The organism is Paenibacillus sp. TC-CSREp1, assembly GCF_050171015.1.
In the GTDB taxonomy this organism is placed as follows: Bacteria; Bacillota; Bacilli; order Paenibacillales; family Paenibacillaceae; genus Paenibacillus; species Paenibacillus silvae.
On sequence record NZ_JBNOKM010000003.1, the window covers coordinates 14,754 to 35,572 of the forward strand.

The window sequence follows — 20,819 nt, forward strand, 5'->3', positions numbered from 1 at the left end:
GTGAATAAAAATTCGGAATTTGTAACAAAATGTCCCACGCGCCCGTCTATATGAAGGAGCAGGGACTTTTTTTATGCATAAATGTTAGCTGGGGAAGGGGGCGGTTTATAAATAAAATGGAGTCATCGGCTTGAAATGAGATCATACGTTCTGTATAATGTAATTAAAAGGAAGTGGTGACGTTGATTCAGTCTGCATTTAAACATATCGATACAGCTGTTACATCTTTAATGGAAATCTGTGATCAATTAAGTGAGGAAGATTTAACTATAGCACCGATCGAAGGGAAACGAACGATAGGAGAGCTGCTTTGCCACCTGGCTTTAGTCTGTCGGGCAGACTTGTACATATCCGAAGGTGCGTCCGAGCAAGAAATGACTGATTTTTATAATGAAAATCGTGTGTGTACTCTGCAGCAGATCAAGCATGCGCTTATTGAGAATCGGAACTGTCTGTATCAACAATATATGCAGTTTACGACAGAAGAATTGCTTCAGGTCACAACATCCTATTGGGGTGCTTCTTACACTCGTTTGGAGTGGCTGCTTGAGATGATGGGGCATATGTATCACCACAGGGGACAGCTCTACACGATGTTGACACTCACCGGCAGAGAACCTCAGACGGCCATGTTTGTTTGAACGGATACATAACCAAATACATATAAGCTGCGTTGATTAGAATATAGGGTTTGAGAAAAAGGCATATACAGCGTCGCTAATCCATCGTGGTGATTTTGAGTATGCATCATACAATGATCAATGGAGGGCTGAAAATGGCGGAATTCAAGCTTGACCTTTTTTCCGGTGTCAATTTGATTGAGTTTGTGAAAGGCATACCTGAGCTTCAGAACGCGGTACAGGTTGAACGTATCTCAAAAGGATACTCCCTGGATCACAAGTTTAAAGTGGTTACTCCCCATCTGGGGAAGGTGCTGCTTCGGGTTTTTCCTCACAGTGAACTGCAATCCAAGCAAACAGAGGTTCACCTATTGGAACGGTTAAGACAGATGGGAGTTTTGTGCTCTGCACCCCTTGGCATCGGGAAGCTGGATGAGAACAACGGGTATATGATCCTGAGTTATCTGGAGGGCGAGGATGCCTCTGAGGCGCTGCCTCTCCTGAATGAGAAGCAGCAGTGGTCCATCGGCATGCAGGCAGGAGCGGAGCTGAGAAGAATTCACAGGCTTCCTGTGGAGAAGCAGGCCGAGTCATGGTATAGCCGCAAAAGCGAGAAACATCGGCGTTACGTGCACAAATACAGAGAGTGTTCTGTTGTTATGAAGCAGGATCAAGCTATTCTGAACTTTATTGAGGACCATCTGGATTGCATGAAAGGACGTCCCGATTATTTTCAGCACGATGATTTTCATCCCGCCAATCTCGTCATAAACCAGGGAGAATTGGCCGGAGTGATTGATTTTAATCGTGCAGATCAGGGAGACCCTGTACATGAATTTCTGAAACTGGGTTTATTTGCGACGGAGACCAGTGTTCCCTATTCGATCGGACAGGTACAGGGGTATTTCGATGGGAATGAACCGAATGAAGAATTCTGGAGTATGTATTCACTGTATATGGCCATGGCTCTGGTATCTTCCGTAGTGTGGATTCAGCACGTAAAGCCGGAAGAGACGGATGATATGATGATGAAAATTGACCGTGTACGTGAAGATCACGATGATTTTCGCAATCTGATCCCAAGGTGGTATACTGTGAACAGATAAGATGGAATGAACGTTGCATGAAGCCTTACAGCACTTGTGAGATAGAAAGGAACTATGCCGTGGCACAACCAGCATCCATACTGCTTGTTGATGATGAGCAGGATATTATTAAACTGATGGAAATTTATTTCGGCAATGAAGGATACCGGATTCTGAAAGCAAATGATGGAATGCAGGCGCTGAAGCTGCTTGAGACCGAAGTGATTGATCTGATCATTCTGGATGTCATGATGCCGAATATGGACGGGATTGAAGCCTGTATGAAGATTCGGGAGCAGCAGAAGATGCCGATTATTATGCTGTCTGCCAAGAGTACGGATATCGATAAAATCACAGGTCTGAGCATTGGAGCTGATGATTACGTAACCAAGCCGTTCAATCCGCTTGAACTCGTAGCGAGAGCCAAATCGCAGCTTCGCAGATATCACACATTTAATGACGGCAGAGAGAGCAGGGAGTACGAATGGGTCATTGATGATCTGGTGATCAACACGGATACACATGAGGTATGGGTAGATGAGAAAGCGGTTCATCTGACACCCCGTGAATTCGCTGTGCTGGAACTGCTGGCCCGTCATCAGGGCTCTGTGCTGAGCATGGAGCAGATTTATCGCCAGGTCTGGAAGGAAGAGTTTATGGAGTCTAACAACACTGTTATGGTCCATATTCGTAAACTCCGCGAGAAGATTGAGCCAGACAGCAAACATCCCAAATTTATTCATACCGTGTGGGGTGTCGGATACAAAATGATTAAACCGCAGTAATTGGATTGATGAATGCAGTTTGAATAATACAAGCAGTTTGAATGAAACAAGCAGGGAGTTTCTTTAATGAATTCGAAACTGATCAACACGGTACGATGGAAGTTTATTTATGCATTCCTACTGAGCGGTGTGTTAACTGCAGGAATACTGTACGGAGCATCCAGGCTGGGCGAGACGATTCTGGAGACTCAGCGTTATCCGAATTATACGATCCCGGGGCAAGCCGTTCGATGGCTGGTGAATCATATTGGCTCCGTTCCGCTGATGATTGCTGTCGGAATCATCAGTTTTGTGCTGTTTTTCTTCCTGTTCACCCGTAAAGTCATGGTTGTGCTGGATGAGATCACGGCTGGAATTCAGGAGGTAGCCAAAGGTGAACTTTCACATCGCATCGAGGTGAAAACTTCCGATGAATTCGGCGTGGTTGCCGCGAGTATTAATCAGATGGCGGAACAGCTGCAGCGATCCTTGCAGGAAGAACGAAGTGCGGTGGCTGCCAAGAATGATCTGATTACAGGCATATCACATGATCTGAGAACACCGCTGACTTCGATCCTCGGCTTTCTGGAATATATCGAGAAGGATCGATATCAGGACGAATTGGAAATGCGTTATTACGTTAGCATCGCCTATGAGAAATCATTGACCTTACGCAAGCTCATTGATGATTTGTTTGAGTATACACGGGTCAGTGGAGGGAGTCTGCCCTTATCCTTGAAACCGCTGAATCTGAACCCCTTCCTCATGCAGCTTGCCGAAGAGTTTGCTCCCATGCTGGAGGAGGCAGGTATGACTTATACAATGGTTGGAGCCGAGCAGCCCTTATGGATTCAGGCAGCTCCTGGGGAACTGGTGCGAGCCTATGAGAACCTGTTCAGCAATGCCATTCGTTACGGGGCTCAGGGCAAGCTGATGGAAATTGGACTTTCGCTTGAAGACGGAGAGGCCGTTGTACGTATCAGCAATTACGGAGAACCGATTCCGGCGCAGGACTTGCCACATCTGTTCGAACGTTTCTACCGCGTGGATAAATCACGTTCTCGTGATACTGGAGGTACAGGACTGGGATTAGCCATCGCTAAATCAATGATCGAACTGCACCAGGGGAGCATTGCTGCAACCAGTGAACATGGTCGAACCGATTTTGTGACCCGCTTTCCGGCTATTACTCCACCAGCATCGCACGCTGGAGAAGCAGAATAGGTTTTATGGATTCGTTTGGATGAAAATTAAGAATTTGATAAGAAGTTAGCAAAGCCTTTTTAAGAAGTATTCGGTATGCTACCTGTATTACTTGCTGGGAGCATGAGGGAGGATACCGAATATGGGTACAAGAGTAAACACAGTTCGAATGAAATACATATATATCTGCGGAGCAAGTGTGATTCTGAGCACTGTGCTTCTTTTTGTTAGTTACCAGCTGATGAATCTGGTGTATCGTTTCATGTTCCATGATGTGCCGTGGATTACTCAACTGGTGCATTGGTGCATTAATGTCATCGGAAAGAAACCGATACTTTTGGTGGCAGGTGGAGGGTTGTTTGCGTTGTTTTTCTGGATTCGCTCACAGAAAATCGCTGATGATGTGGGACAGCTTGTCCGGGGAACGCAGCAGCTTGCAAATGGCCGGATTCCTGAACCAATCCGAGTGTTGAGCAGCGGTGAACTGCGGCAGTTAAGTGATCAGATCAATGCGATCGCCGCCCTGATGGCAAAGGAAGCCGGGTATCCTCAGATTTCCCGTGTGAGAGCCAAAGAAGCCGAAGCTGTCACTCATGTCCTGCCTCAGGTGGAAAGTAAACGTACGGCCCTACCTGTTGAGCTTACACTGTACAGCATTCAATCAGCATTGGAGGAGCTGATGAATGGGCCGGGCGGGAAGGATCACGAAGTGCTGCAATGGGCAAAAATGGCGTATGAACAGACAAACCTGCTCCAGCATGCGCTTGAAATTCCCGACTGGAGCAATCTCAACAAGCAGCAGGAACAAGACTTTACACAAGCTGAGGAAGCAAAATGTTAAGTGCGAAAGTCAAGCGCTGGGCATACCGAACGTATGATGTTGGCGTCATGGCAGCCGTTCTGCTGGTGATATTATATGTTTACCTTCACACATACGGTAATATGGTAATCCGTAGTTCATCAAATGTAGTGCAGGGGGCATCCTCAACCATTATTCTGGACGAAAATGGACGGGAAATAACCCGGTTGAAGGTATCAGGTCGAGGCTATGCAGCGTATGCAAGTCTGCAGGACATGCCAGAGATGCTGGTTCAGGCTTTTTTAGCTACGGAAGACCGGCGCTTTTATCGTCATTCTGGGTTGGATGTCATTGGTGTGGGCAGAGCAGTGGTACAAAATATGATACATATGGATTGGAATCAGGGTGGAAGCTCAATAACACAACAGCTGGCCAGAAATATGTACCTGGACGGAAACAAAACGATGATCCGTAAAATAAACGAGTTATCTCTCGCAATCGAGCTGGAAAAGAAATTTTCCAAAAATGACATTCTGGAAATGTATCTTAATCAGATTTATATGGGACAGCAGCAGTACGGAGTCAAGGCAGCAGCTTTACGTTATTTTGGCGTGAAGGATCTGAAGCAGCTCGAACTGTGGCAGATTGCCACGCTGGCGGGAATGCCTAAAGGCCCTTCCATATACAATCCGATTGATAACGAAAAGCTGTCCAAAGAGCGCCGGAGTGTAGTGCTTTCTTTAATGCATAAACAGGGGATCATTACCAAAAGCCAGATGCAGGAGGCTGCATCTGTCGAATACAACCCTCCACGCTCAGCGATGCTGAACCTGTCATCAACTTCAGCATCGGATGGGCACGGACCTGCGTACATGTCAGCCGTGGATGCAGTCATTCAGGAGGCAGCTCTTCTTACAGGCAAGAGTGAAGCCGAGATTCGCTCCGCAGGCTGGGTTGTACAAACGGGATTAAACCCAAGCGCACAGCGGGCCATGGAAGAAACCTTTGCTGAACCTGTATGGTTTCAGGATGATCGGGAGGATCAGCAGGTACAGGCCAGCATGGTGCTGCTGGATCAGCATAATGGTGAAGTAAAGGCCATGATGGGTGGCCGAAATCCCGCGAAGGGGGATATCAATCGTGCACTGATTGATGCGAGACAGCCTGGCTCAGTGTTTAAACCTGTTATTGCCTATGGTCCTGCATTGGAATCACAGAAATTCAGACCAGAGAGCATGCTGCCTGACCAGCCGATGCGATACGGAAGTTATAAGCCGGGCAATGTGGGCGGCAAATATCGAGGAACGGTATCGTTGTCCGAAGCGCTGCAGCAGTCTATTAATTCACCGGCTGTATGGCTGCTTAATCAGATCGGATTAAGCGAAGCCAAAGCATTTGCCCAGCGACTGGGGATTGAATTACAGGCCGAGGATATGAATCTTTCCATTGCCCTCGGTGGATTGCATCAGGGAATTTCACCGATGAAGCTGGCGCAGGCTTATGCTGTTTTTGCCAATGAAGGCAGGCTGAACAAGGCACATCTTATACGTGAGATCAGAGATGCACGCGGGCGGGTGATCTATGCTCATCGCTCTGATCACAAACAGGTGATATCCAGGCGCACGGCTCAGGAGATGACCGATATGCTGCAGCAAGTGGTTAGTCGGGGTACAGGAAAACGTGCGCAGCTGCCTCAGGAGCAGGTAGCAGGCAAAACGGGCACAACACAGGCGGCATTCCGAAATGCGCCCAAAGGGGCGAACCGGGATATTTGGTTTGCCGGGTATACGCGAGAGTGGACTGGTGTTGTATGGATGGGATTTGATTATACGGATGCGCAGCATTATTTGAAGTCAGGAAGCGGGAGCGCAGCGGCTTTGTTCGCGGCGGTGATGAAACGGGCCAAGAGATGAAGTGATGAAGAGATGATGTCATGAAGTGATGTAGGAAAATGAGTGATGCAGGCAACCTGATTCGTAAATAAATCCTTTTAATAGCTTTTCATACAGATGTTGAGATATAATAAGTGCTTCCAGATTGTTTTATAAGGAGGCTGAAATGAACCGTCCAAATGCTAGATTAGATGAAGAAAAACGTGATGTTTACTCGTATAAAAGTGGAGCACATACAAAACGTTCGGGTATTTCCGGCCTGGGTGGCTGGTTGATTTTAATCCAGATTAGTCTGTGGGCTTCGCTGGCATTTCTACTCTCGGACCTGTCAAGTGTCACGGTAATTATGGACCCTGCAAGGTGGGAAGGCAGTCGAGGGATTGATCCGCAAATATATACCGAAGTGATCCGACCAATCTTGTGGTTTGGCTTCATCAGCAGCATCATTCTGTCTGTATTGGTCATTATAAATCTTGTTCTCTTGTACCGAAGGAAACGCCTGTTTCCCCGTATGATGATCATACAGTACATTGTGAATGTGATCATCAGTGTAGTTACCTGGATTCTGATTGCTCAGCAGGAGATGGGAAGAGAAGTGCATGTGCTGGATGCGGAGCCTGCTTTTAATCTGATTGTTCGATCCCTGCTTGCGTGCTGTATCTTTATTCCCTATTTTCTCAGATCGGTACGAGTAAAGAATACGTTTATCCAGTAACTGAAATTATGATGCAGGTCTGAAAATTAAAGAGACCCACTGAAGCAAGCCGAAGCTTGCAGACAGTGGGTTGTTTGTATTCATTTGGATGCAGATTTGACGCGGCCTGAACGAGATAGGCTGCGAATCATCTGATTCAGTACCTCGGATAATACCAGTCCTACGGCAATAGCACCAGACAACATCAGCGCTTTGGCAGCCATCTCCATCGCGGCACTGTATTCGTTCTGAACAAAGCTGCGCATGGCGTTGTATGCAAGTCCGCCGGGCACAAGTGGAATGATGCCTGCCACGCTGAAAATGATGACGGGGGCACGAAACATGCGAGAGAACAGCTGGCTGATGACACCTACGGCGACTGTTGCTGCCAGAGTAGCGGGAACAGCATCTGCTGCATATTCAAGCACAATATAGATGATCCAGCCAATCATACCAACGAATCCGCCGTGAAGCAGCATACGTCTGGGGGCATTGAAGATAATGCCAAAAGCTGCCGATGCAACAAAACTTGTCAATGCTTGCTCGATAAAATGGAGCATTTCCTGCATACCTCCGTCTTACATCAAAAGTGAAAACACAACGGCAATACCCGTGCCGATAGCAAACGCCGTCAGAAAAGCTTCAGCGCCCTTGGACAAGCCTGACACCAGATGTCCAGCCATCAAGTCGCGTACCGCATTGGTAATCAGCAGTCCGGGTACGAGCGGCATCACGGAACCGATTATAATTTTGTCCCTTTCAAAGCCTGCTCCAACATATACGAGCAAAAAGGCAAGCATGCCGATGACAAAGGACGCCGTTAGCTCTGCAAAAAATTTAACACGCACCCAGCGGTGAAAGAGAATAACGGCAGCATAACCTGTGCCTCCGCAGATGAGCGCTGGTAGAAAATCACCCCAGCCTCCGCCGAACATGATCGTGAAGCAGGCACTGGATAAGGCAGCAGCGGCCAGCTGAACTGTATACGAGTAACCTGAAGGTTTCCGTTCAATTTCCAGCAGCAGCTCGTGTGCTTCCTGAACCGTAAGCAAGCCTTGTCCGATCCGGCGTGAGACGGCATTCACTTCAGACACTTTATCCAGATCGGTCGTACGCTCGGATATGCGAATCAGCTTCGCTGGCTCGGTGGCATCCACCGAGAAAAAGATTCCTGTAGGCACAACATAGCTGTGTGAATGGGGCAGGCCCAGCGCTGCGGCCATACGCTTCATTGTATCTTCGACACGATAGGTTTCGCCGCCGCTCTGCAGCATGATTTTGCCAGCAAGCAGACAGATGGCAATCACGCGGGAGTGCTCCACTGGTTCAGCAGCATGCTGACTTTGGTTACAGATCTCCGGTTCGGGGTGAACGGGAGGATCGGGTTCATGATGTATGTATTTCAACCGGATCAAGCTCCGTTTCATATAAAATAAGGCATCGACATCATTGTACCACATTTCACACGCTCGTAAGCAATCGCAGGACACATTGTGCATCGAGCTGCCCGAAGGGGCCTGTACGGCGCAATAAGAGTGCAGCCAGGAACAATGGAGAATGGCTTCAAGTAAATCCCAAAAAGCTTCGTCCTCTTCCTCGTAAGGGTGAAGGCGAAGCATTCTGGATTACATGAGCAGTGTAATCACGAGTAATTCATACAGCACCAGCGGCAGAATGGTTGGGCCAAACAAAGCACGCGGTTCAGGATAACCGTGCATCGGTGTCACCTGGAGATACAGAATTCCACGGTCTGCGTTAATGATGACACCTTCCCAGACCTGACCGTCGATGTTCTGAACTTGTACTTTCTTGCCGACATGCTGACGAACGGTATGATGCAGCATATTCCGTACACTTTGCACCGATTGCAGCATTGGTTGATTGGCCTGATATACAACGCGCGCGGATGTTGTGGTTGGTGATTCAGACATGATGCACAACCCTTCCTTGAAATAAAAATCTTTCTTGCTACAAGGTATGCATCTGCCTAGAAAAGGTGATTACACATATACCATCCTGAGTGATCCGCTGCCCTTTTCGTAACTGACCTGTCCCATCGCTCCATTAACAAAGGTGATTTGGGGTGGGATGTGTCCCAAGTCTACATCATACAGCACAGGCACGTTCAGATCACCGAGAGCACTGGAAAGGGCATCGGTAAATGCAAAATCAGCTGTGTCGGAATACCCTGCTGGCCGACCAATGAGAAACCCTTCACCCCGGTAAACCACCCTGCCTGTCTCATCTGCCACAGCCGCCGATAAATATCACCTGCATTCATCTCGCAGCTTTCCAGATACCAGATGCTTCCTTCGTCAGCACAGTACTGATGTAGGTAGTTTTCTACAGGTGCAAACGGGGTGCCGATAAGGCAGGTGATTGTGTCCATGCAGCCGCCAAGCAGCCGGCCGGAGAATTGAATAGTGGAAGCAGCGTTTTCTGCTGCTCCAAGCAGCTTCCAGCGCGATGGTGTGTCCAGATTGAAGCCGGGCGCTTTCATGTTCCATTCGGATTGATAATGAGTAGAGGATACCTGTGTAATCTCTTCCCCAGCGCTGGTTTGTAACACATCAAGCCAGCGGGCAGATACAGCATCCAGCTGGGCTGACCGAATATCCATAAAATTGGTACCATGTGCTGAAGCCGATCCCGTTAACAGCGTATAAGCAAAGAGGAACGTGCTGATATCCGAATAGCCAATAATCCATTTGGGCGGTAATTGCTTTAGCGCATCCCAATCCAGTAAGGGTAGAATATCCAGCAGAAATTCACCGCCCCATGGCGGAATGATAGCCTTTATGCTGGAATCAAGCATAAAGGCGTTCAGTTCAGCAGCACGCGTATCTTTGGGAGCACTCACACATTTGGCATTGTGGCGAAGTGAAGAGCTTTCCTTGACGTTGAAGCCAAGGAGCTGCACCTGAGCTATACTATCTTCCAGGTAGTGATGCATGGCTTCATTTACACCACTGGAGGGTGCGGTTACACCAATCGTATCGCCCTGCAAAAGCGGCTGTGGATATCGGACTGAACGTAGGTTCATGGTATGACCACCTTTCAATTATCAATAGGAATCTCAAGTGAAAATGGTGCTTTTACTCGGGAAGGGTAGGTAGAAATCTGCATCTGAAGCTCACCATGTAATTTTCCGCCATTTTCAATTGTAGATGAAACTGTAGTATGATTCTGGTCTTTCCCGTATCCGGGGCTCCAGCTAGAGCCTGGAACCTGATAAGAATGACCTGAGCTGTCTTTCACTTTACTGAAGGAGAGTACAAAGCTATTTTCCATGCTGTCTGGCACGGAAAAATCAATTGTCAGATCTGCGCCTTTGACCTTGCTGCCAAGCATTTGAAGTCCAGGAGGACCACCGGTAATCTCATGGGTTTTCAGGTTGAGGGTGAAATCGAGTTCCTTTTTATCCAGACCTGAGAAGCCCGAACCTTGCAAGGTCAGCTTTTTGGGTTTGGAGAAGTACATGCTCTCGAAATAGATAGAACGTGTATCTTCACCGATGGAAGTGTCGGTTCTCCAAGCCCGTCCTTGTTCATCGACCAGTTGCAGATTGCTGAGCCCGAAGATTTTTTTTGTGTTGCTTGAATCAAGCTGTACATCAAGCACTACACGTGTTGGATACATCGTAGCTTGCTTCACCTGAATACGTTGTCCATCGATGACTAACAACTGATGAACAGGTATGACCTTTTTCATTCCTTTGGTCAGATTTTTATCTACAGGCAAGGTTACTTTCCATACACCTGGTTTAGCTGCGTTTCTGGATTTGAACACTACGGTTAACACATCCGGAGGGGAAGTTTCGTTGGGAAAGGACGCATCAATAAAGTTTTCATACACCGGATCTTTTGCATCTGAATCGGCATGCGGTGAGGCGTAGCTAAATGCAACCGGAAGCTGTTTACCGTTCTCATCGAGCAGGTCGATGTCGAAGCCTGATTTTTCCACATCCTTAATGCCTTTCATCTTGTAAAAAATAACCATGCGTGACTCGTCCGTAATAATACCCTCCACGGTGACAGAACCCCCATCATGCTCATCGGCGATCCCGACCTTCTGCAACAGGGACTGATCAATCGCCATCATAAGTCCTTTGTCCTGACGGATCAGGCTGACGACACTTTCCATGCCAGGCAGCTGCTCTACAAAGGAGGCAAAGGCAGGAGATACCCGGATACAGCCGGTAAACAGTAACACAAGTGCGGCCGCGGAGATCGAACTGGTCAGCCAGCGCAGTCTGGTTTTTCGTTTACGGGAGGCTTGACGGATTCCGGCTTGTACCGCTTGGGATGCAGCCGCCTCTGGCACACTTATCGCATCATATTCATTCTTGCGTGCCTGAAGTCGTGATTCCAGGTTTTCAAATGCATTATGTTTATCGGTCATAAGGAATGTTCTCCTTTCGGTTCAAGTTGATCGCGGAGCTTTCCCAGCGCACGGTGCAGTCGTGATTTGACAGTTCCAGCGGGAATGTCGAGGATGTCCGCGACTTCGGTGAGTGAGAAACCTTCAAAATAGCTTAAAATAATAATCTGTTTGTATTCCGGCTCCAGTGCAGATACAGCGGCGGCCAGATCGGGGTCCTCGGGACGGTCCCAACGACCCGTTTCCTGAACTGCGGATACGGGATGGAAACGATGCTTATGTTTCCGTTCGTCAGCACAATAATTGAGAAGAATACGGATCAGCCACGTACCGAAGTAAGGGGGCTCTTTCAGTTTTTTTAGATTACGGTATGCGCGGTAGGTGGATTCCTGTATCGCTTCCAGTGCATCTCCTTCATTATGCAGATAAGCGTAGGCGATTCGGTACAGGCGGCTCTGATGCATTTCCATTAAGGCTGCAAAAGCCTCAGCATCCCCTTTTTGTGCGGCGCGGGTAAGTTCGGCAGGGGTCACATGGGGCCTCCTTTCAGGATGTTGTTTCGTATTAGACAGGGAAAGCAACCGAACGGTTCTCGTTTTTTAAAAATTCATTCACTGACTATATAAGTTGAACTTAAGTATTTGCACAATCCACTCCGATGACAGAATAACCTTCCAATCGCTGTTATCCCCAGATTTTTTTGATTCCCCTTTCTAAGGGAGAAAATCCGGTGATAAAGGCGAACGCTTCGCTTTTCCAGGTTTTTTTCTGTCCTCTCCGTTAATGTGCAAAAGAATAGTTTAACTCATATAGATTCAAGTTCATCCAATGATAAAGCAAAAAACCGTCATGCTCCAAAGGGCACTGCTGCTCCAATGAGAGTCTGACGGTTATGAGTGTTGCCTTATTGAAAGTTATGAGTGTGCTTTAATGGAGCTTATAAGTGTTGCCCTAAAGAAAGGGCGGGGGGCGAAACCTCTTGCAGCATCACTGCGCACCATGGTTATACGGTTTGCCCGTATATCGTTTTTTCGCTGCTTCCAGTGCCGGGATGGCAAAACTGGCGAGCGGAGCAGGCAGTTCATGCAGCGGGAACCAGCCGATCTCGCCAACTGCACCACCTTCCTCCATATTGCGTGCTTCCCCGCCGATAACTCTGGTGGAATAGAGCATGGAAATCCAGTGCTCCTGCTGTTCAGGACGAATCGTTTCGGCTGTACCAAGCAGTTCGTCGATAACGATATCCAGATTCACCTCTTCTTTGATCTCACGAATGACAGCTGTCTCAAGCGTTTCATATGCGTCTACTTTTCCGCCGGGAATACTCCAGGTGTGCTGCTCGGGTGCGCGATTACGCCATGCAAGCAGCACCTCGCCGCGTTCATTCAGGATTACGGCACCTACACCGATTCGGGGAGAGGCATCTGGAGTATTAGTGGAACCACCCGATTGGATCGAACTTGCAGAACCAGGGGAGGAAGGGGAGTCCGTTCGAGCATCAGAAAACAAGTCTACATGCTCACCATGTTCATCGTGCTCACGGACTTCCACCGTTACCCCGGCCGAGGGCCGAAAAGAAATCGGGTATCCGGTCTGAGCGGACCAATCTGCTGCCAGAATGCTCATCGAGATCAGATCATACTGTGTACCGTCTCGCAGCACGGCTGCCCGATGCCTTCCTTCCTCGCGGAAACCGGCCTTCAAGTACGCTTTTCTTGCCGCTTCGTTGTATTCAATGACATCTAAAGCAATCCGGTTCAGATTCAATTCATGGAAGGCGTAGCGTAAAATGAGCGCAAGTGCATCACTGCCATATCCCTTGCCGCGATCACGCGCTTCACCGATTCCGATCGCGAGCTGGGCGGAGCGGTTGTTCCATTCAATCCGATAGATCGCAACAAAGCCAAGGAAACGGTTATCTTCAATGGTTCGCAGTGCAAATTCGAAATCCTGACCATTCCGGACCGAAGAGCTTCCTGTTTCATCTGATGTTTGCGGAGTAACAATATCGGTATCCATGTTGCGCATATATTCATACTGTTCCGTGAAGTGTGCAATCTGCACACGGTCCTCGGGGCACGGTGCAGTAAGTCTGACCTTGGAGCCTTGAAAAGCATTGTAATGACGAGCCATGTAGCACCTCTTTTACGTAATATAACGTGTTTGCTTTTACCATTATACTACAGCCCGAGCATAATACCGAACATACCTGGTTCTGCAGCAGAACGGGCGAAAGGAGGAAGCGGCAGCAGTTTTCCAAGGCATTAAGGCACAAAAAAACAGCCACGAGGGCTGCTGCGATAATCTGTTATTTTAAATCATTCAACAAATTTTTCATCTTTTTATAGTGTCCGCTGACGCGATCAGCCATGTAGTTATACAAGAGCTGATTCTCGGAGAGTAATGCCATCTCACGGTCAATATCTACGTTATTGTTGTTGTTATTCATCGCTGTTTCATTGTTCTGCATTACACGGTACTGGACGATGGAAGCGTTCGGATTGCTGATCGGAAAATGCTTTTCATGTGTTCGCTGCATCTGAAGCTGTCCTGATTTGCCGTTCTCGATGATACGACGCAGCTCATCCTGAAACTCGACCGTTGTGCTTTTGTAATTCGGCGTATCTGCATTCGCAATGTTGTTGGTGATGGCTTGATGTCGTGCGTTTAAAGCCTGCAAAAGAGATTCATTCCGTTTGGAAGTCTGGGTTTCGATCATGCTTCGATCCTCCTTCACCGCATGTACAAGCAGTTCTCTCTATTTTAAGAAATTCGCACGCACACTGTCAAGGAGATGATTAAAATCAAGCATCAGAGCGGTTGATATTTTTGCCGTAATAAATCTCGTCCATCTCCAGCTTCAGCCATTCTGTAATCTCTTGCTGCTCGGCTTTGCTGAGCTTGTCCTTGGTATATCCAAACAGGTAATTATCGAGATCAAAATCCTTCAGCTTGCATTTGGTGTGGAAAATATTTTCCTGATAGACGTTCACGTCGATCATATCAAAGCCGCTTTTGATCTCATCAGGAATATAATTCTGAATCGAGCTGATCTCATGGTCAATAAACAGCTTGCGTCCGCTTGTATCCCTTGTAAAGCCGCGTACCCGATAATCCATAATCATAATGTCTGTGTCAAAGGAATGAATCAGATAATGCAGCGCTTTGAGCGGTGAAATCTCACCGCAGGTCGAGACATCAATATCTGCACGAAAGGTGCTGATGCCTTCGCTGGGGTGGAATTCGGGATACGTGTGCACTGTAATGTGGCTTTTATCCAGCTGCATGACTACATTATCCGGCAGGGGGCCGGGCGATTCGTCGAAGGATTCCTCGGGAACTTCCACGATGGGCCCTTCCGAAACCAGCATCGTTACACTCGCGCCTTGCGGCACATAATCCTGCTGTGCGACATTCAGGACGTGTGCTCCGATGATGTCCGATACATTTTTCAAAATATGCGTCAGCCGATCTGCATTATATTGTTCATCGATATATTCAATGTACGCTTCGCGTTCTTCTTTGGTTTTGGTGTAACAGATATCGTACATATTGAAACTGAGTGACTTGGTAAGGTTATTGAACCCGTGCAGCTGGATGCGCTGCTCTGGCGTTAAAGTCATGGTTGCAGTTCCCCTTTGTCCCATACGACATAAAAATCGCAGTTTTAATACTACTTATACCCAACCTTGCCCGAAAAAAAACATGAGTTTCCAATTGCGGCAAGCGGAGTACTCTTTTTGAGTTCAACGTAAAGACTGATTAACACAGTCTAAAAATGAGTTACAACGTCTCGCCCAACGATCGCAGAGTGCAGTCCGATAAGAAGGAACAGTCCAATAAAACAGAGTCCAGTAAAATGACAAAAAAATGCTGCACAGCATGTGCTGTACAGCATTTAAATTTCGTTAGAAGGGCGTATCCTCATCATAAGCAAATTCACTCATGCGCTCTTCCTCTGCAACAGACTGGATGTCCTCCGAAGTTATCGTGATAATAGGGTAATCCTCGTGCTGCTGTTTTTTGATTGCCTTTTCCTTCACAAAACGCGGGCTGCCTTCGCCGGCATCCTCGTCATAGACGAGCAGCAGGCCATCGCTTTTGCGCAGCAGCAGATCGTCACGAGCGGTGAACTGCCAGGGTCCGATATAAGGCTGTTTGCTGATCGCACCATAATAATCGACCCCGGACAAGATGGAACGGTAGTATTCCTGCTTGTCTTCCTTCCACTGCTCCTCCGGATTCTGAAAAGCAGTAATGATCGACAGTTTCAGATGCGGATAAGTCCGCTTCAACTCCAGCACAACCTCGCAGGCCCACAGGTCAACGCCATATTGACCGGGCGTAAGCACCCATTCCAGTCCATCCTCTACGAGAGGAGTAAGGCGGGAAGCAATGGCTTTTTTAATGAAGGGAATGCCTTCATGTTTCTGACCAAAAATCTGGAGTTCATGGGCGCGATACCCGGTGATCAACAGGTTTTGCAAACGTGATAACCTCCTTTCGGACGGAGAGAGCTGCGATGTAGTGAAGGATAGGACTTCCCGTCCGTCTTGGTACGAGCACGTTATTGTGCAGATGTAGTCTCTCCGCGGAACGGATACAGGAAGGGCTTCGGAATATCCGTCTCAAATGTCATTAATTTGCCTGTTGTCGGGTGTATGAAGGAGAGCAGGCGTGCATGCAGTCCCAGACGTCCAAGATCTCTTGTACGTGCACCGTATTTGCGATCCCCGGCAATCGGGTGTCCAATGTCCTCCATGTGCACCCGAATCTGATTTTTGCGGCCCGTTTCCAGACGAACCTCAAGCAGCGAGAATTCACGGTTTGCTTTCAAGCGTTTGTAGTGAGTAACTGCATGCTGCCCATCATTCGGGCGGGAGCTGGAGTACATCTTCAGCGTTTTGGTTTCCTTCAGCCAGGAGGAGATGGTGCCTTCCTCTTGCGCTACCTTGCCTTCAACGAGAGCGACATAGACGCGATCCTGAACGTTTTCTTTCCAATTATGCTGCAGCTGCTGCTGCACCTCTTCGCTTTTGGCAAACATCATCACACCAGATGTGTCGCGGTCCAGACGGTGTACAATAAATACCCGGTTCAATGGATTGCTGCGGCGCACATGCGCCATTAGCTGACGATAGGCGGTCAGGTCATCGCTCTTGTCAGCTGCGATGGACAGGAGTCCGGCTTCCTTGCGAATTACAATGATATCATCGTCTTCATGCAAAATGTTGATGCCTGTAAGGGAAGGCGCGGCAACCGCTCCTTCTTTGCTGATGGATACGATCTGTCCGGGCAGCAGCGGCTCGTTAAACTTCGTCACAACTTTCTCATCTATAGATACTTGTCCACGCCCCAAGATGGATTTCACCGCATTGCGTCCTGACTTTACATGCTTCAGCAGAAAATTCAGCAGTTCGTCTGGTTCAGAGACCTTATACTGGCGCGGCGGTTCGGATTTGCGATAAGGTGCATTGCCTGGACGTTTGGATAACGCAGCCGTTTTGGTCGTTTTGGTTCCTTTGCCACCGCTTTTTGCAGGGGCCGCAGACGAATGGGAGGTTGAAACCTTCTTCGCAGCATCTTCCGAGCGAGGGGAGTAGGTTCCCGATGATGAAGCGTTGGAGCGGCCGGAACGCGGCTTGGAAGAGCCTCCATAGGATTTGCCTTTGGCAGATGAGCTGCCGGTTGAGCGTTTGCGTTTATTCATTGTAAATATCTCCTTCTGAACAGCCTGTACCCTTTATGTGCATACGATCCGTTCATTTCGTTATGCAGTTCAATATACCATTAACCGCACTGAATTAAAAATAGGTTCATCAAATTTGCAACTATCCAATCCGAAGAGTTATCAGATTCATAGAATATGATATCCCATAGCATTGGAGGTGTTACTTCATGGGCGTGTTTCTTGATATGAGAACCTCGGAGAACTCGGGATCTGTTGGAGCACCAGGATTACCTTTGTCCGAATCCCCTGAAGTCTTCGGCGTAATCGGTCTTCAAACCCAGGGGGTCATTAATCCGATCATTACCTTCAACGGCACGGTGGGTGTTACGGGAGAACTGGGAGATACGTTTGTTGTAGAGATTGTACGAGGTTTTATCTACGATCCATTCTACGTGATCTATCGCGCGGAGGGTACGGTCGGGCAAAATGGCGGTGCCGAGTTCCATTCGTTCACAGCTCAGGATTTGGCTGCACCACCAGCGCTGGAAAATGTTTATACCTCGTTCATCTCGGGCGTGTCCACAGCTGTGCGAACCGGGCCGGAGATGTTCTACGGCATTGCTGCGACCAACTAAGGAAACACTGGATAGACTTTAGAGAGACCCTTGAGAAAGAATGACGGGAAGTTCGGTCACATGCGATCCACGTGATGTAATGTCATTCGCGCTTATAGTAACGTTTGTTGTCCTCGTTTCAGCTGAATTGCAGTCCAGATATAACTCAAATCCCCGCCTCGGTTGGCGGGGATTTTGAGTTTGAGATGGAGCAGGATTTGAAGAGCGTTGATATACAAGGAGAGAGAAGTAGGGGTACAAAGAGAGGGATGAACAGGAGTACAAGTAGAGAGATCAGTAGAAGTACAAGTAGGGCTGGCGATAGCAGGTATGAAGAAAAAACTGAAAACAATAGATGGAGCTTAGTTCGGACGTCCTTTCAAAATCATGTTGTTGGCTTTGCCAAAATCGATGGCGACTTTCCCTGCCAGTGCTGCTGTTCGTTCTGCAAGAATGACGGCATTAACACCGCAAGAGAACAGAGCAACATCAAAATCATCCTGATGCATTTGAATCCATTGCAAGGTCTCATCCAGCTGATCATAGTTGTCAAACGGCAACGCACTTACGATGTTGAGATGGTAAGGTTCCTTAACGAGTGCGGCCTGTAACTCATCCAGCTCACGCGTAACGAGCAGCACACGTTTGCCGGCAAGCATCTGCCAGAACCGCGGTACCTGCACAAGTTCACGATTCACGCAAGCATGACAGGTCAGCTTTGGCGCGATGCCATAGTGAGCAAAGATCATATCGGTCAGCGGCCGTTTGAGATAATCCGGTGCTTTGATGGTGCTGTCTCCACGTGGAAGGACCCCTACAATAGTAGCCCGCTTCAACGAAGCAGCGACTTCGTCCCGCATCTTCAGGTTGGGAAGGCGCAGCCCCTTTTGTCCGAGATTGGCTTTGATCGCCCATCGTTCTTGCAGTACTTGTTCCATAGGCCATACGGATTCTTGCGACATCACGATATTTTCACCATCCCCCACACGCACCAGAGAAAACGGACGCTGTTCGCTTAAAGCCGTTTCGAGCTGATCCAGCACTTCCTGCATTTCAAGATAAATGGAATTCATTCCGAAAGCCTGCCCCCTTTGAAAATCAAGCTCCTCTATTCTATGTTGCGAGAGAAACCGTGATCTGTGCGTTCGACCTCCAAGAGAGAACTTGGGGTGTATATCAATCTATTTATAGGAAAATCAGTACATATGTCGGTGCCGGAATGTTCAGGAGTTCATACGTTATACTGTGCTGGCATTTAAGAGAATTGAGGTGTAAGCGATCAGCGCGAGGAACGAATTTCGTAGATACGAGATTTCATTTCAAAAAACTATGAAAACGTCTGTACTCGCCTACACAGGCTTACAGCGTTCACGAGGAGGAAGGGTATGTCCAGGAAAGTTGTGATTGAGATTAACTTCAATAACTACGGGTTGGATCCGCAGCGGCTGACCCGCGAATGGCTGGAGCGCCGTATGACCATTTTTCGCACATTTACATTGCATTGTCTCAAGGCTCAGACCAATCAAGATTTCCTGACGGTAGTGAAGCTCTCGAAGGAATCCGGGGAACTGATGCAGGAGATTTTGGCGAGCCAGGAGCCGCTGCCTTCAAATATTCGTTTTGGAACCCATATCGAGAGTGTGCGCGCGATTTTGGAATTTGCCAAAGACGTAGAGAACATCTATATTGCCCGTCTGGATTCGGATGATCTGTATCACAAAACATTTGTGCAGCAGCTTTACGATGTACAGCCTCAGCCTGGAACGATGGCGTTGATCAATCAGAACGGCTATCTGTGGGACAGTGTGAACAATGAGATGGCCCCTGCGTTTCACCGTTCACCGCAATTCTATGTCTATCTCTATAAAACGGCGGAATATGCCGCAGGATATCGGGTTAAACTTCCGGGCCGGGGCACGCATGGGAATGTGATCGACTTGCCGCATGAGCTGCTTGCACCGCGGAACTATGTCAATATCGTGCATTCCAGCAACACGTCAGTCAAAAAGGTACCGCCCAAAGACCGGCTTAGCCGTGAAGAAATGGCTGAGGTTTTACGCGAATTTATGATCTGAACAGGAGGGATTCATCCATGATTCAAGGACAAACGATTCTGGTCACCGGAGGAACTGGCTCCTGGGGTCAGAAGCTGACTGAGGTGCTGCTCGCGCAGAACCCGGCGGAGATTCGACTGCTTTCCCGGAACGAATATGCTCAGATCGCGATGCAGCGGGAGTTCAATCATGATCCGCGTCTGCGTTTTATCATTGGGGATATTCGGGATTACCGGGCAGTGGAGGAGGCGTGTAAAGGCGTGGATGTGCTCTTCCATCTGGCAGCGCTGAAGCATGTTCCGGTCTGTGAGGATCAGCCGGATGAAGCATTTAAAACAAATGTGATTGGAACACAAAATATTATTCGGGCGGCCATCCGTATGGGGATTCCGAAAGTCATTGACGTATCCACCGACAAGGCGGTTGATCCGATTAACGTATACGGCATGACTAAAGCGTTAGGTGAAAAAATGATGATTCGTGCCAACTGGCTGAGCGAGAAAACCCGGTTTGTATGCATCCGCGGTGGCAACGTGCTGGGCACAAGCGGCAGTGTGGTGCCCCTGTTCCGGCGCCAGATTGATGAAGGCAAAAGCCTGACCATTACGGACGAAGGCATGACGCGCTTTTTCCTCACCCGCACCGAGGCCATTCATTTATTACTAAAAGCAGCGGAAGCCGCGGTGGGCGGGGAGACTTTTGTAATGAAAATGAAAGCTTGCAACATGACCGAACTGGCTTCAGTCATGCTGGACCAGGCAGGCCGCCCGTCAGGCGATTACAAAGTGACAGGCATCCGTCCAGGGGAGAAGCTGCACGAAGTGCTGATCTCGCCATTTGAAGCACCGCGTACACGCCAGTACGATGCGCAGTATTATGTCATTTTGCCGGAGCATCCTGACCAGGAACTGACAAAGCATTATGATCATCTGCCGCGTGTGAAATTTGCCCAATACCGTTCAGACAGTGAAATGATGAACAAACCGGCGATTGCTGCGTTTTTGCGTGCAGGAGGATATATCGACTAACGGAAGGGAGGCGGA

At 48.3% G+C, this 20,819-nt stretch carries 21 protein-coding genes and 2 pseudogenes; 10 read left to right on the forward strand and 13 right to left on the reverse strand.

The annotated features are described in order from the left end of the window. Positions 1-182 precede the first annotated feature (182 nt). The 7 genes from ACQSGY_RS04645 to ACQSGY_RS04675 all read left to right on the forward strand — a co-directional run bounded on the left by ACQSGY_RS04645 (position 183) and on the right by ACQSGY_RS04675 (position 7,078). Entirely contained in the window at positions 183-641 is a 459-nt protein-coding gene (locus tag ACQSGY_RS04645) for a DinB family protein (protein ID WP_427050874.1), read from the forward strand. A gap of 134 nt (positions 642-775) precedes the next feature. Beyond that, a complete protein-coding gene (locus ACQSGY_RS04650; protein WP_427050875.1) occupies positions 776-1,726 on the forward strand; it encodes an aminoglycoside phosphotransferase family protein in 951 nt (316 codons plus the stop codon). A 17-nt stretch (positions 1,727-1,743) separates the two neighbouring features. Beyond that, on the forward strand, positions 1,744-2,490 hold the full coding sequence (locus ACQSGY_RS04655; protein WP_427050876.1) for a response regulator transcription factor: 747 nt from the start codon (positions 1,744-1,746) through the stop codon (positions 2,488-2,490). Between the two features lie 66 nt (positions 2,491-2,556). Next, positions 2,557-3,693, forward strand: a complete 1,137-nt coding sequence (locus ACQSGY_RS04660; protein ID WP_427050877.1) for a sensor histidine kinase — start codon at positions 2,557-2,559, stop codon at positions 3,691-3,693. A gap of 121 nt (positions 3,694-3,814) precedes the next feature. Then, on the forward strand, positions 3,815-4,513 hold the full coding sequence (locus ACQSGY_RS04665; protein WP_427050878.1) for a hypothetical protein: 699 nt from the start codon (positions 3,815-3,817) through the stop codon (positions 4,511-4,513). Further along, positions 4,507-6,384 carry a transglycosylase domain-containing protein gene (locus ACQSGY_RS04670; protein ID WP_427050879.1) on the forward strand — a complete coding sequence of 626 codons (1,878 nt, stop codon included), beginning with the start codon at positions 4,507-4,509 and terminating at the stop codon, positions 6,382-6,384. Before ACQSGY_RS04665 ends, ACQSGY_RS04670 begins: the two co-directional genes overlap by 7 nt. 145 nt (positions 6,385-6,529) lie before the next feature. Next, positions 6,530-7,078 (forward strand): DUF2569 domain-containing protein, encoded by a 549-nt coding sequence (locus ACQSGY_RS04675; protein ID WP_427050880.1) that lies wholly within the window; start codon positions 6,530-6,532, stop codon positions 7,076-7,078. A gap of 80 nt (positions 7,079-7,158) precedes the next feature. On the opposite strand, the gene ACQSGY_RS04680 is transcribed toward ACQSGY_RS04675, so the two are convergent. The 12 genes and pseudogenes from ACQSGY_RS04680 to ACQSGY_RS04735 all read right to left on the reverse strand — a co-directional run bounded on the left by ACQSGY_RS04680 (position 7,159) and on the right by ACQSGY_RS04735 (position 17,147). Further along, the gene (locus tag ACQSGY_RS04680; RefSeq protein ID WP_427050881.1) at positions 7,159-7,617 is read right to left on the reverse strand and encodes a threonine/serine exporter family protein; all 459 of its coding nucleotides are present in this window, start codon (positions 7,615-7,617) and stop codon (positions 7,159-7,161) included. A gap of 18 nt (positions 7,618-7,635) precedes the next feature. After that, entirely contained in the window at positions 7,636-8,484 is an 849-nt protein-coding gene (locus tag ACQSGY_RS04685; protein WP_427050882.1) for a threonine/serine exporter family protein, read from the reverse strand. Between the two features lie 198 nt (positions 8,485-8,682). Then, the gene (locus ACQSGY_RS04690) at positions 8,683-8,988 is read right to left on the reverse strand and encodes a hypothetical protein (RefSeq protein WP_184190620.1); all 306 of its coding nucleotides are present in this window, start codon (positions 8,986-8,988) and stop codon (positions 8,683-8,685) included. Between the two features lie 69 nt (positions 8,989-9,057). Then, positions 9,058-10,100: pseudogene (locus ACQSGY_RS04695) on the reverse strand (S66 family peptidase). A gap of 14 nt (positions 10,101-10,114) precedes the next feature. Then, positions 10,115-11,458, reverse strand: coding sequence for a DUF4179 domain-containing protein (locus ACQSGY_RS04700; protein WP_427050883.1), 1,344 nt, complete (start codon positions 11,456-11,458; stop codon positions 10,115-10,117). Then, on the reverse strand, positions 11,455-11,970 hold the full coding sequence (locus ACQSGY_RS04705) for a sigma-70 family RNA polymerase sigma factor (protein WP_427050884.1): 516 nt from the start codon (positions 11,968-11,970) through the stop codon (positions 11,455-11,457). Before ACQSGY_RS04705 ends, ACQSGY_RS04700 begins: the two co-directional genes overlap by 4 nt. A 454-nt stretch (positions 11,971-12,424) precedes the next feature. Further along, positions 12,425-12,892 carry an NUDIX domain-containing protein gene (locus ACQSGY_RS04710; RefSeq protein WP_427051194.1) on the reverse strand — a complete coding sequence of 156 codons (468 nt, stop codon included), beginning with the start codon at positions 12,890-12,892 and terminating at the stop codon, positions 12,425-12,427. Positions 12,893-13,084: 192 nt separating this feature from the next. Next, positions 13,085-13,570, reverse strand: a pseudogene (locus ACQSGY_RS04715) (GNAT family N-acetyltransferase); the annotation flags it as partial. A 175-nt stretch (positions 13,571-13,745) separates the two neighbouring features. After that, positions 13,746-14,156 carry a flagellar basal body rod protein FlgB gene (flgB, locus tag ACQSGY_RS04720; protein ID WP_184190612.1) on the reverse strand — a complete coding sequence of 137 codons (411 nt, stop codon included), beginning with the start codon at positions 14,154-14,156 and terminating at the stop codon, positions 13,746-13,748. Positions 14,157-14,241: 85 nt separating this feature from the next. Next, the gene (gene speD / locus ACQSGY_RS04725) at positions 14,242-15,060 is read right to left on the reverse strand and encodes an adenosylmethionine decarboxylase (RefSeq protein ID WP_216516457.1); all 819 of its coding nucleotides are present in this window, start codon (positions 15,058-15,060) and stop codon (positions 14,242-14,244) included. A 285-nt stretch (positions 15,061-15,345) separates the two neighbouring features. Further along, positions 15,346-15,924, reverse strand: a complete 579-nt coding sequence (locus tag ACQSGY_RS04730) for a DUF1273 domain-containing protein (RefSeq protein WP_427050885.1) — start codon at positions 15,922-15,924, stop codon at positions 15,346-15,348. Between the two features lie 80 nt (positions 15,925-16,004). Further along, a complete protein-coding gene (locus tag ACQSGY_RS04735; protein WP_427050886.1) occupies positions 16,005-17,147 on the reverse strand; it encodes an RluA family pseudouridine synthase in 1,143 nt (380 codons plus the stop codon). 188 nt (positions 17,148-17,335) lie between these two features. On the opposite strand from ACQSGY_RS04735, the gene ACQSGY_RS04740 reads away from it, so the two are divergent. Then, entirely contained in the window at positions 17,336-17,743 is a 408-nt protein-coding gene (locus ACQSGY_RS04740; protein ID WP_427050887.1) for a hypothetical protein, read from the forward strand. Between the two features lie 341 nt (positions 17,744-18,084). On the opposite strand, the gene ACQSGY_RS04745 is transcribed toward ACQSGY_RS04740, so the two are convergent. Beyond that, the gene (locus tag ACQSGY_RS04745; RefSeq protein WP_427050888.1) at positions 18,085-18,795 is read right to left on the reverse strand and encodes a GT-D fold domain-containing glycosyltransferase; all 711 of its coding nucleotides are present in this window, start codon (positions 18,793-18,795) and stop codon (positions 18,085-18,087) included. A gap of 312 nt (positions 18,796-19,107) precedes the next feature. Here ACQSGY_RS04745 and ACQSGY_RS04750 point away from each other — a divergent pair, with 312 nt between their 5' ends. Then, on the forward strand, positions 19,108-19,797 hold the full coding sequence (locus ACQSGY_RS04750) for a glycosyltransferase (protein ID WP_427050889.1): 690 nt from the start codon (positions 19,108-19,110) through the stop codon (positions 19,795-19,797). Between the two features lie 17 nt (positions 19,798-19,814). Further along, positions 19,815-20,804: a polysaccharide biosynthesis protein gene (locus tag ACQSGY_RS04755; RefSeq protein WP_216516466.1), complete on the forward strand. Its 990-nt coding sequence runs from the start codon at positions 19,815-19,817 to the stop codon at positions 20,802-20,804. Positions 20,805-20,819 lie beyond the last annotated feature (15 nt).

Excerpts from the sequence above, each read along its gene's own strand:
- ACQSGY_RS04650 (WP_427050875.1), top strand. The coding sequence starts at position 776 with ATGGCGGAATTCAAGCTTGACCTTTTTTCCGGTGTCAATTTGATTGAG.
- ACQSGY_RS04655 (WP_427050876.1), top strand. The coding sequence starts at position 1,744 with ATGAAGCCTTACAGCACTTGTGAGATAGAAAGGAACTATGCCGTGGCA.
- ACQSGY_RS04660 (WP_427050877.1), top strand. The coding sequence starts at position 2,557 with ATGAATTCGAAACTGATCAACACGGTACGATGGAAGTTTATTTATGCA.
- ACQSGY_RS04665 (WP_427050878.1), top strand. The coding sequence starts at position 3,815 with ATGGGTACAAGAGTAAACACAGTTCGAATGAAATACATATATATCTGC.
- ACQSGY_RS04670 (WP_427050879.1), top strand. The coding sequence starts at position 4,507 with ATGTTAAGTGCGAAAGTCAAGCGCTGGGCATACCGAACGTATGATGTT.
- ACQSGY_RS04675 (WP_427050880.1), top strand. The coding sequence starts at position 6,530 with ATGAACCGTCCAAATGCTAGATTAGATGAAGAAAAACGTGATGTTTAC.
- ACQSGY_RS04680 (WP_427050881.1), bottom strand. The coding sequence starts at position 7,617 with ATGCTCCATTTTATCGAGCAAGCATTGACAAGTTTTGTTGCATCGGCA.
- ACQSGY_RS04685 (WP_427050882.1), bottom strand. The coding sequence starts at position 8,484 with ATGAAACGGAGCTTGATCCGGTTGAAATACATACATCATGAACCCGAT.
- ACQSGY_RS04690 (WP_184190620.1), bottom strand. The coding sequence starts at position 8,988 with ATGTCTGAATCACCAACCACAACATCCGCGCGCGTTGTATATCAGGCC.
- ACQSGY_RS04700 (WP_427050883.1), bottom strand. The coding sequence starts at position 11,458 with ATGACCGATAAACATAATGCATTTGAAAACCTGGAATCACGACTTCAG.
- flgB (WP_184190612.1), bottom strand. The coding sequence starts at position 14,156 with ATGATCGAAACCCAGACTTCCAAACGGAATGAATCTCTTTTGCAGGCT.
- speD (WP_216516457.1), bottom strand. The coding sequence starts at position 15,060 with ATGACTTTAACGCCAGAGCAGCGCATCCAGCTGCACGGGTTCAATAAC.
- ACQSGY_RS04735 (WP_427050886.1), bottom strand. The coding sequence starts at position 17,147 with ATGAATAAACGCAAACGCTCAACCGGCAGCTCATCTGCCAAAGGCAAA.
- ACQSGY_RS04740 (WP_427050887.1), top strand. The coding sequence starts at position 17,336 with ATGGGCGTGTTTCTTGATATGAGAACCTCGGAGAACTCGGGATCTGTT.
- ACQSGY_RS04745 (WP_427050888.1), bottom strand. The coding sequence starts at position 18,795 with ATGAATTCCATTTATCTTGAAATGCAGGAAGTGCTGGATCAGCTCGAA.
- ACQSGY_RS04750 (WP_427050889.1), top strand. The coding sequence starts at position 19,108 with ATGTCCAGGAAAGTTGTGATTGAGATTAACTTCAATAACTACGGGTTG.
- ACQSGY_RS04755 (WP_216516466.1), top strand. The coding sequence starts at position 19,815 with ATGATTCAAGGACAAACGATTCTGGTCACCGGAGGAACTGGCTCCTGG.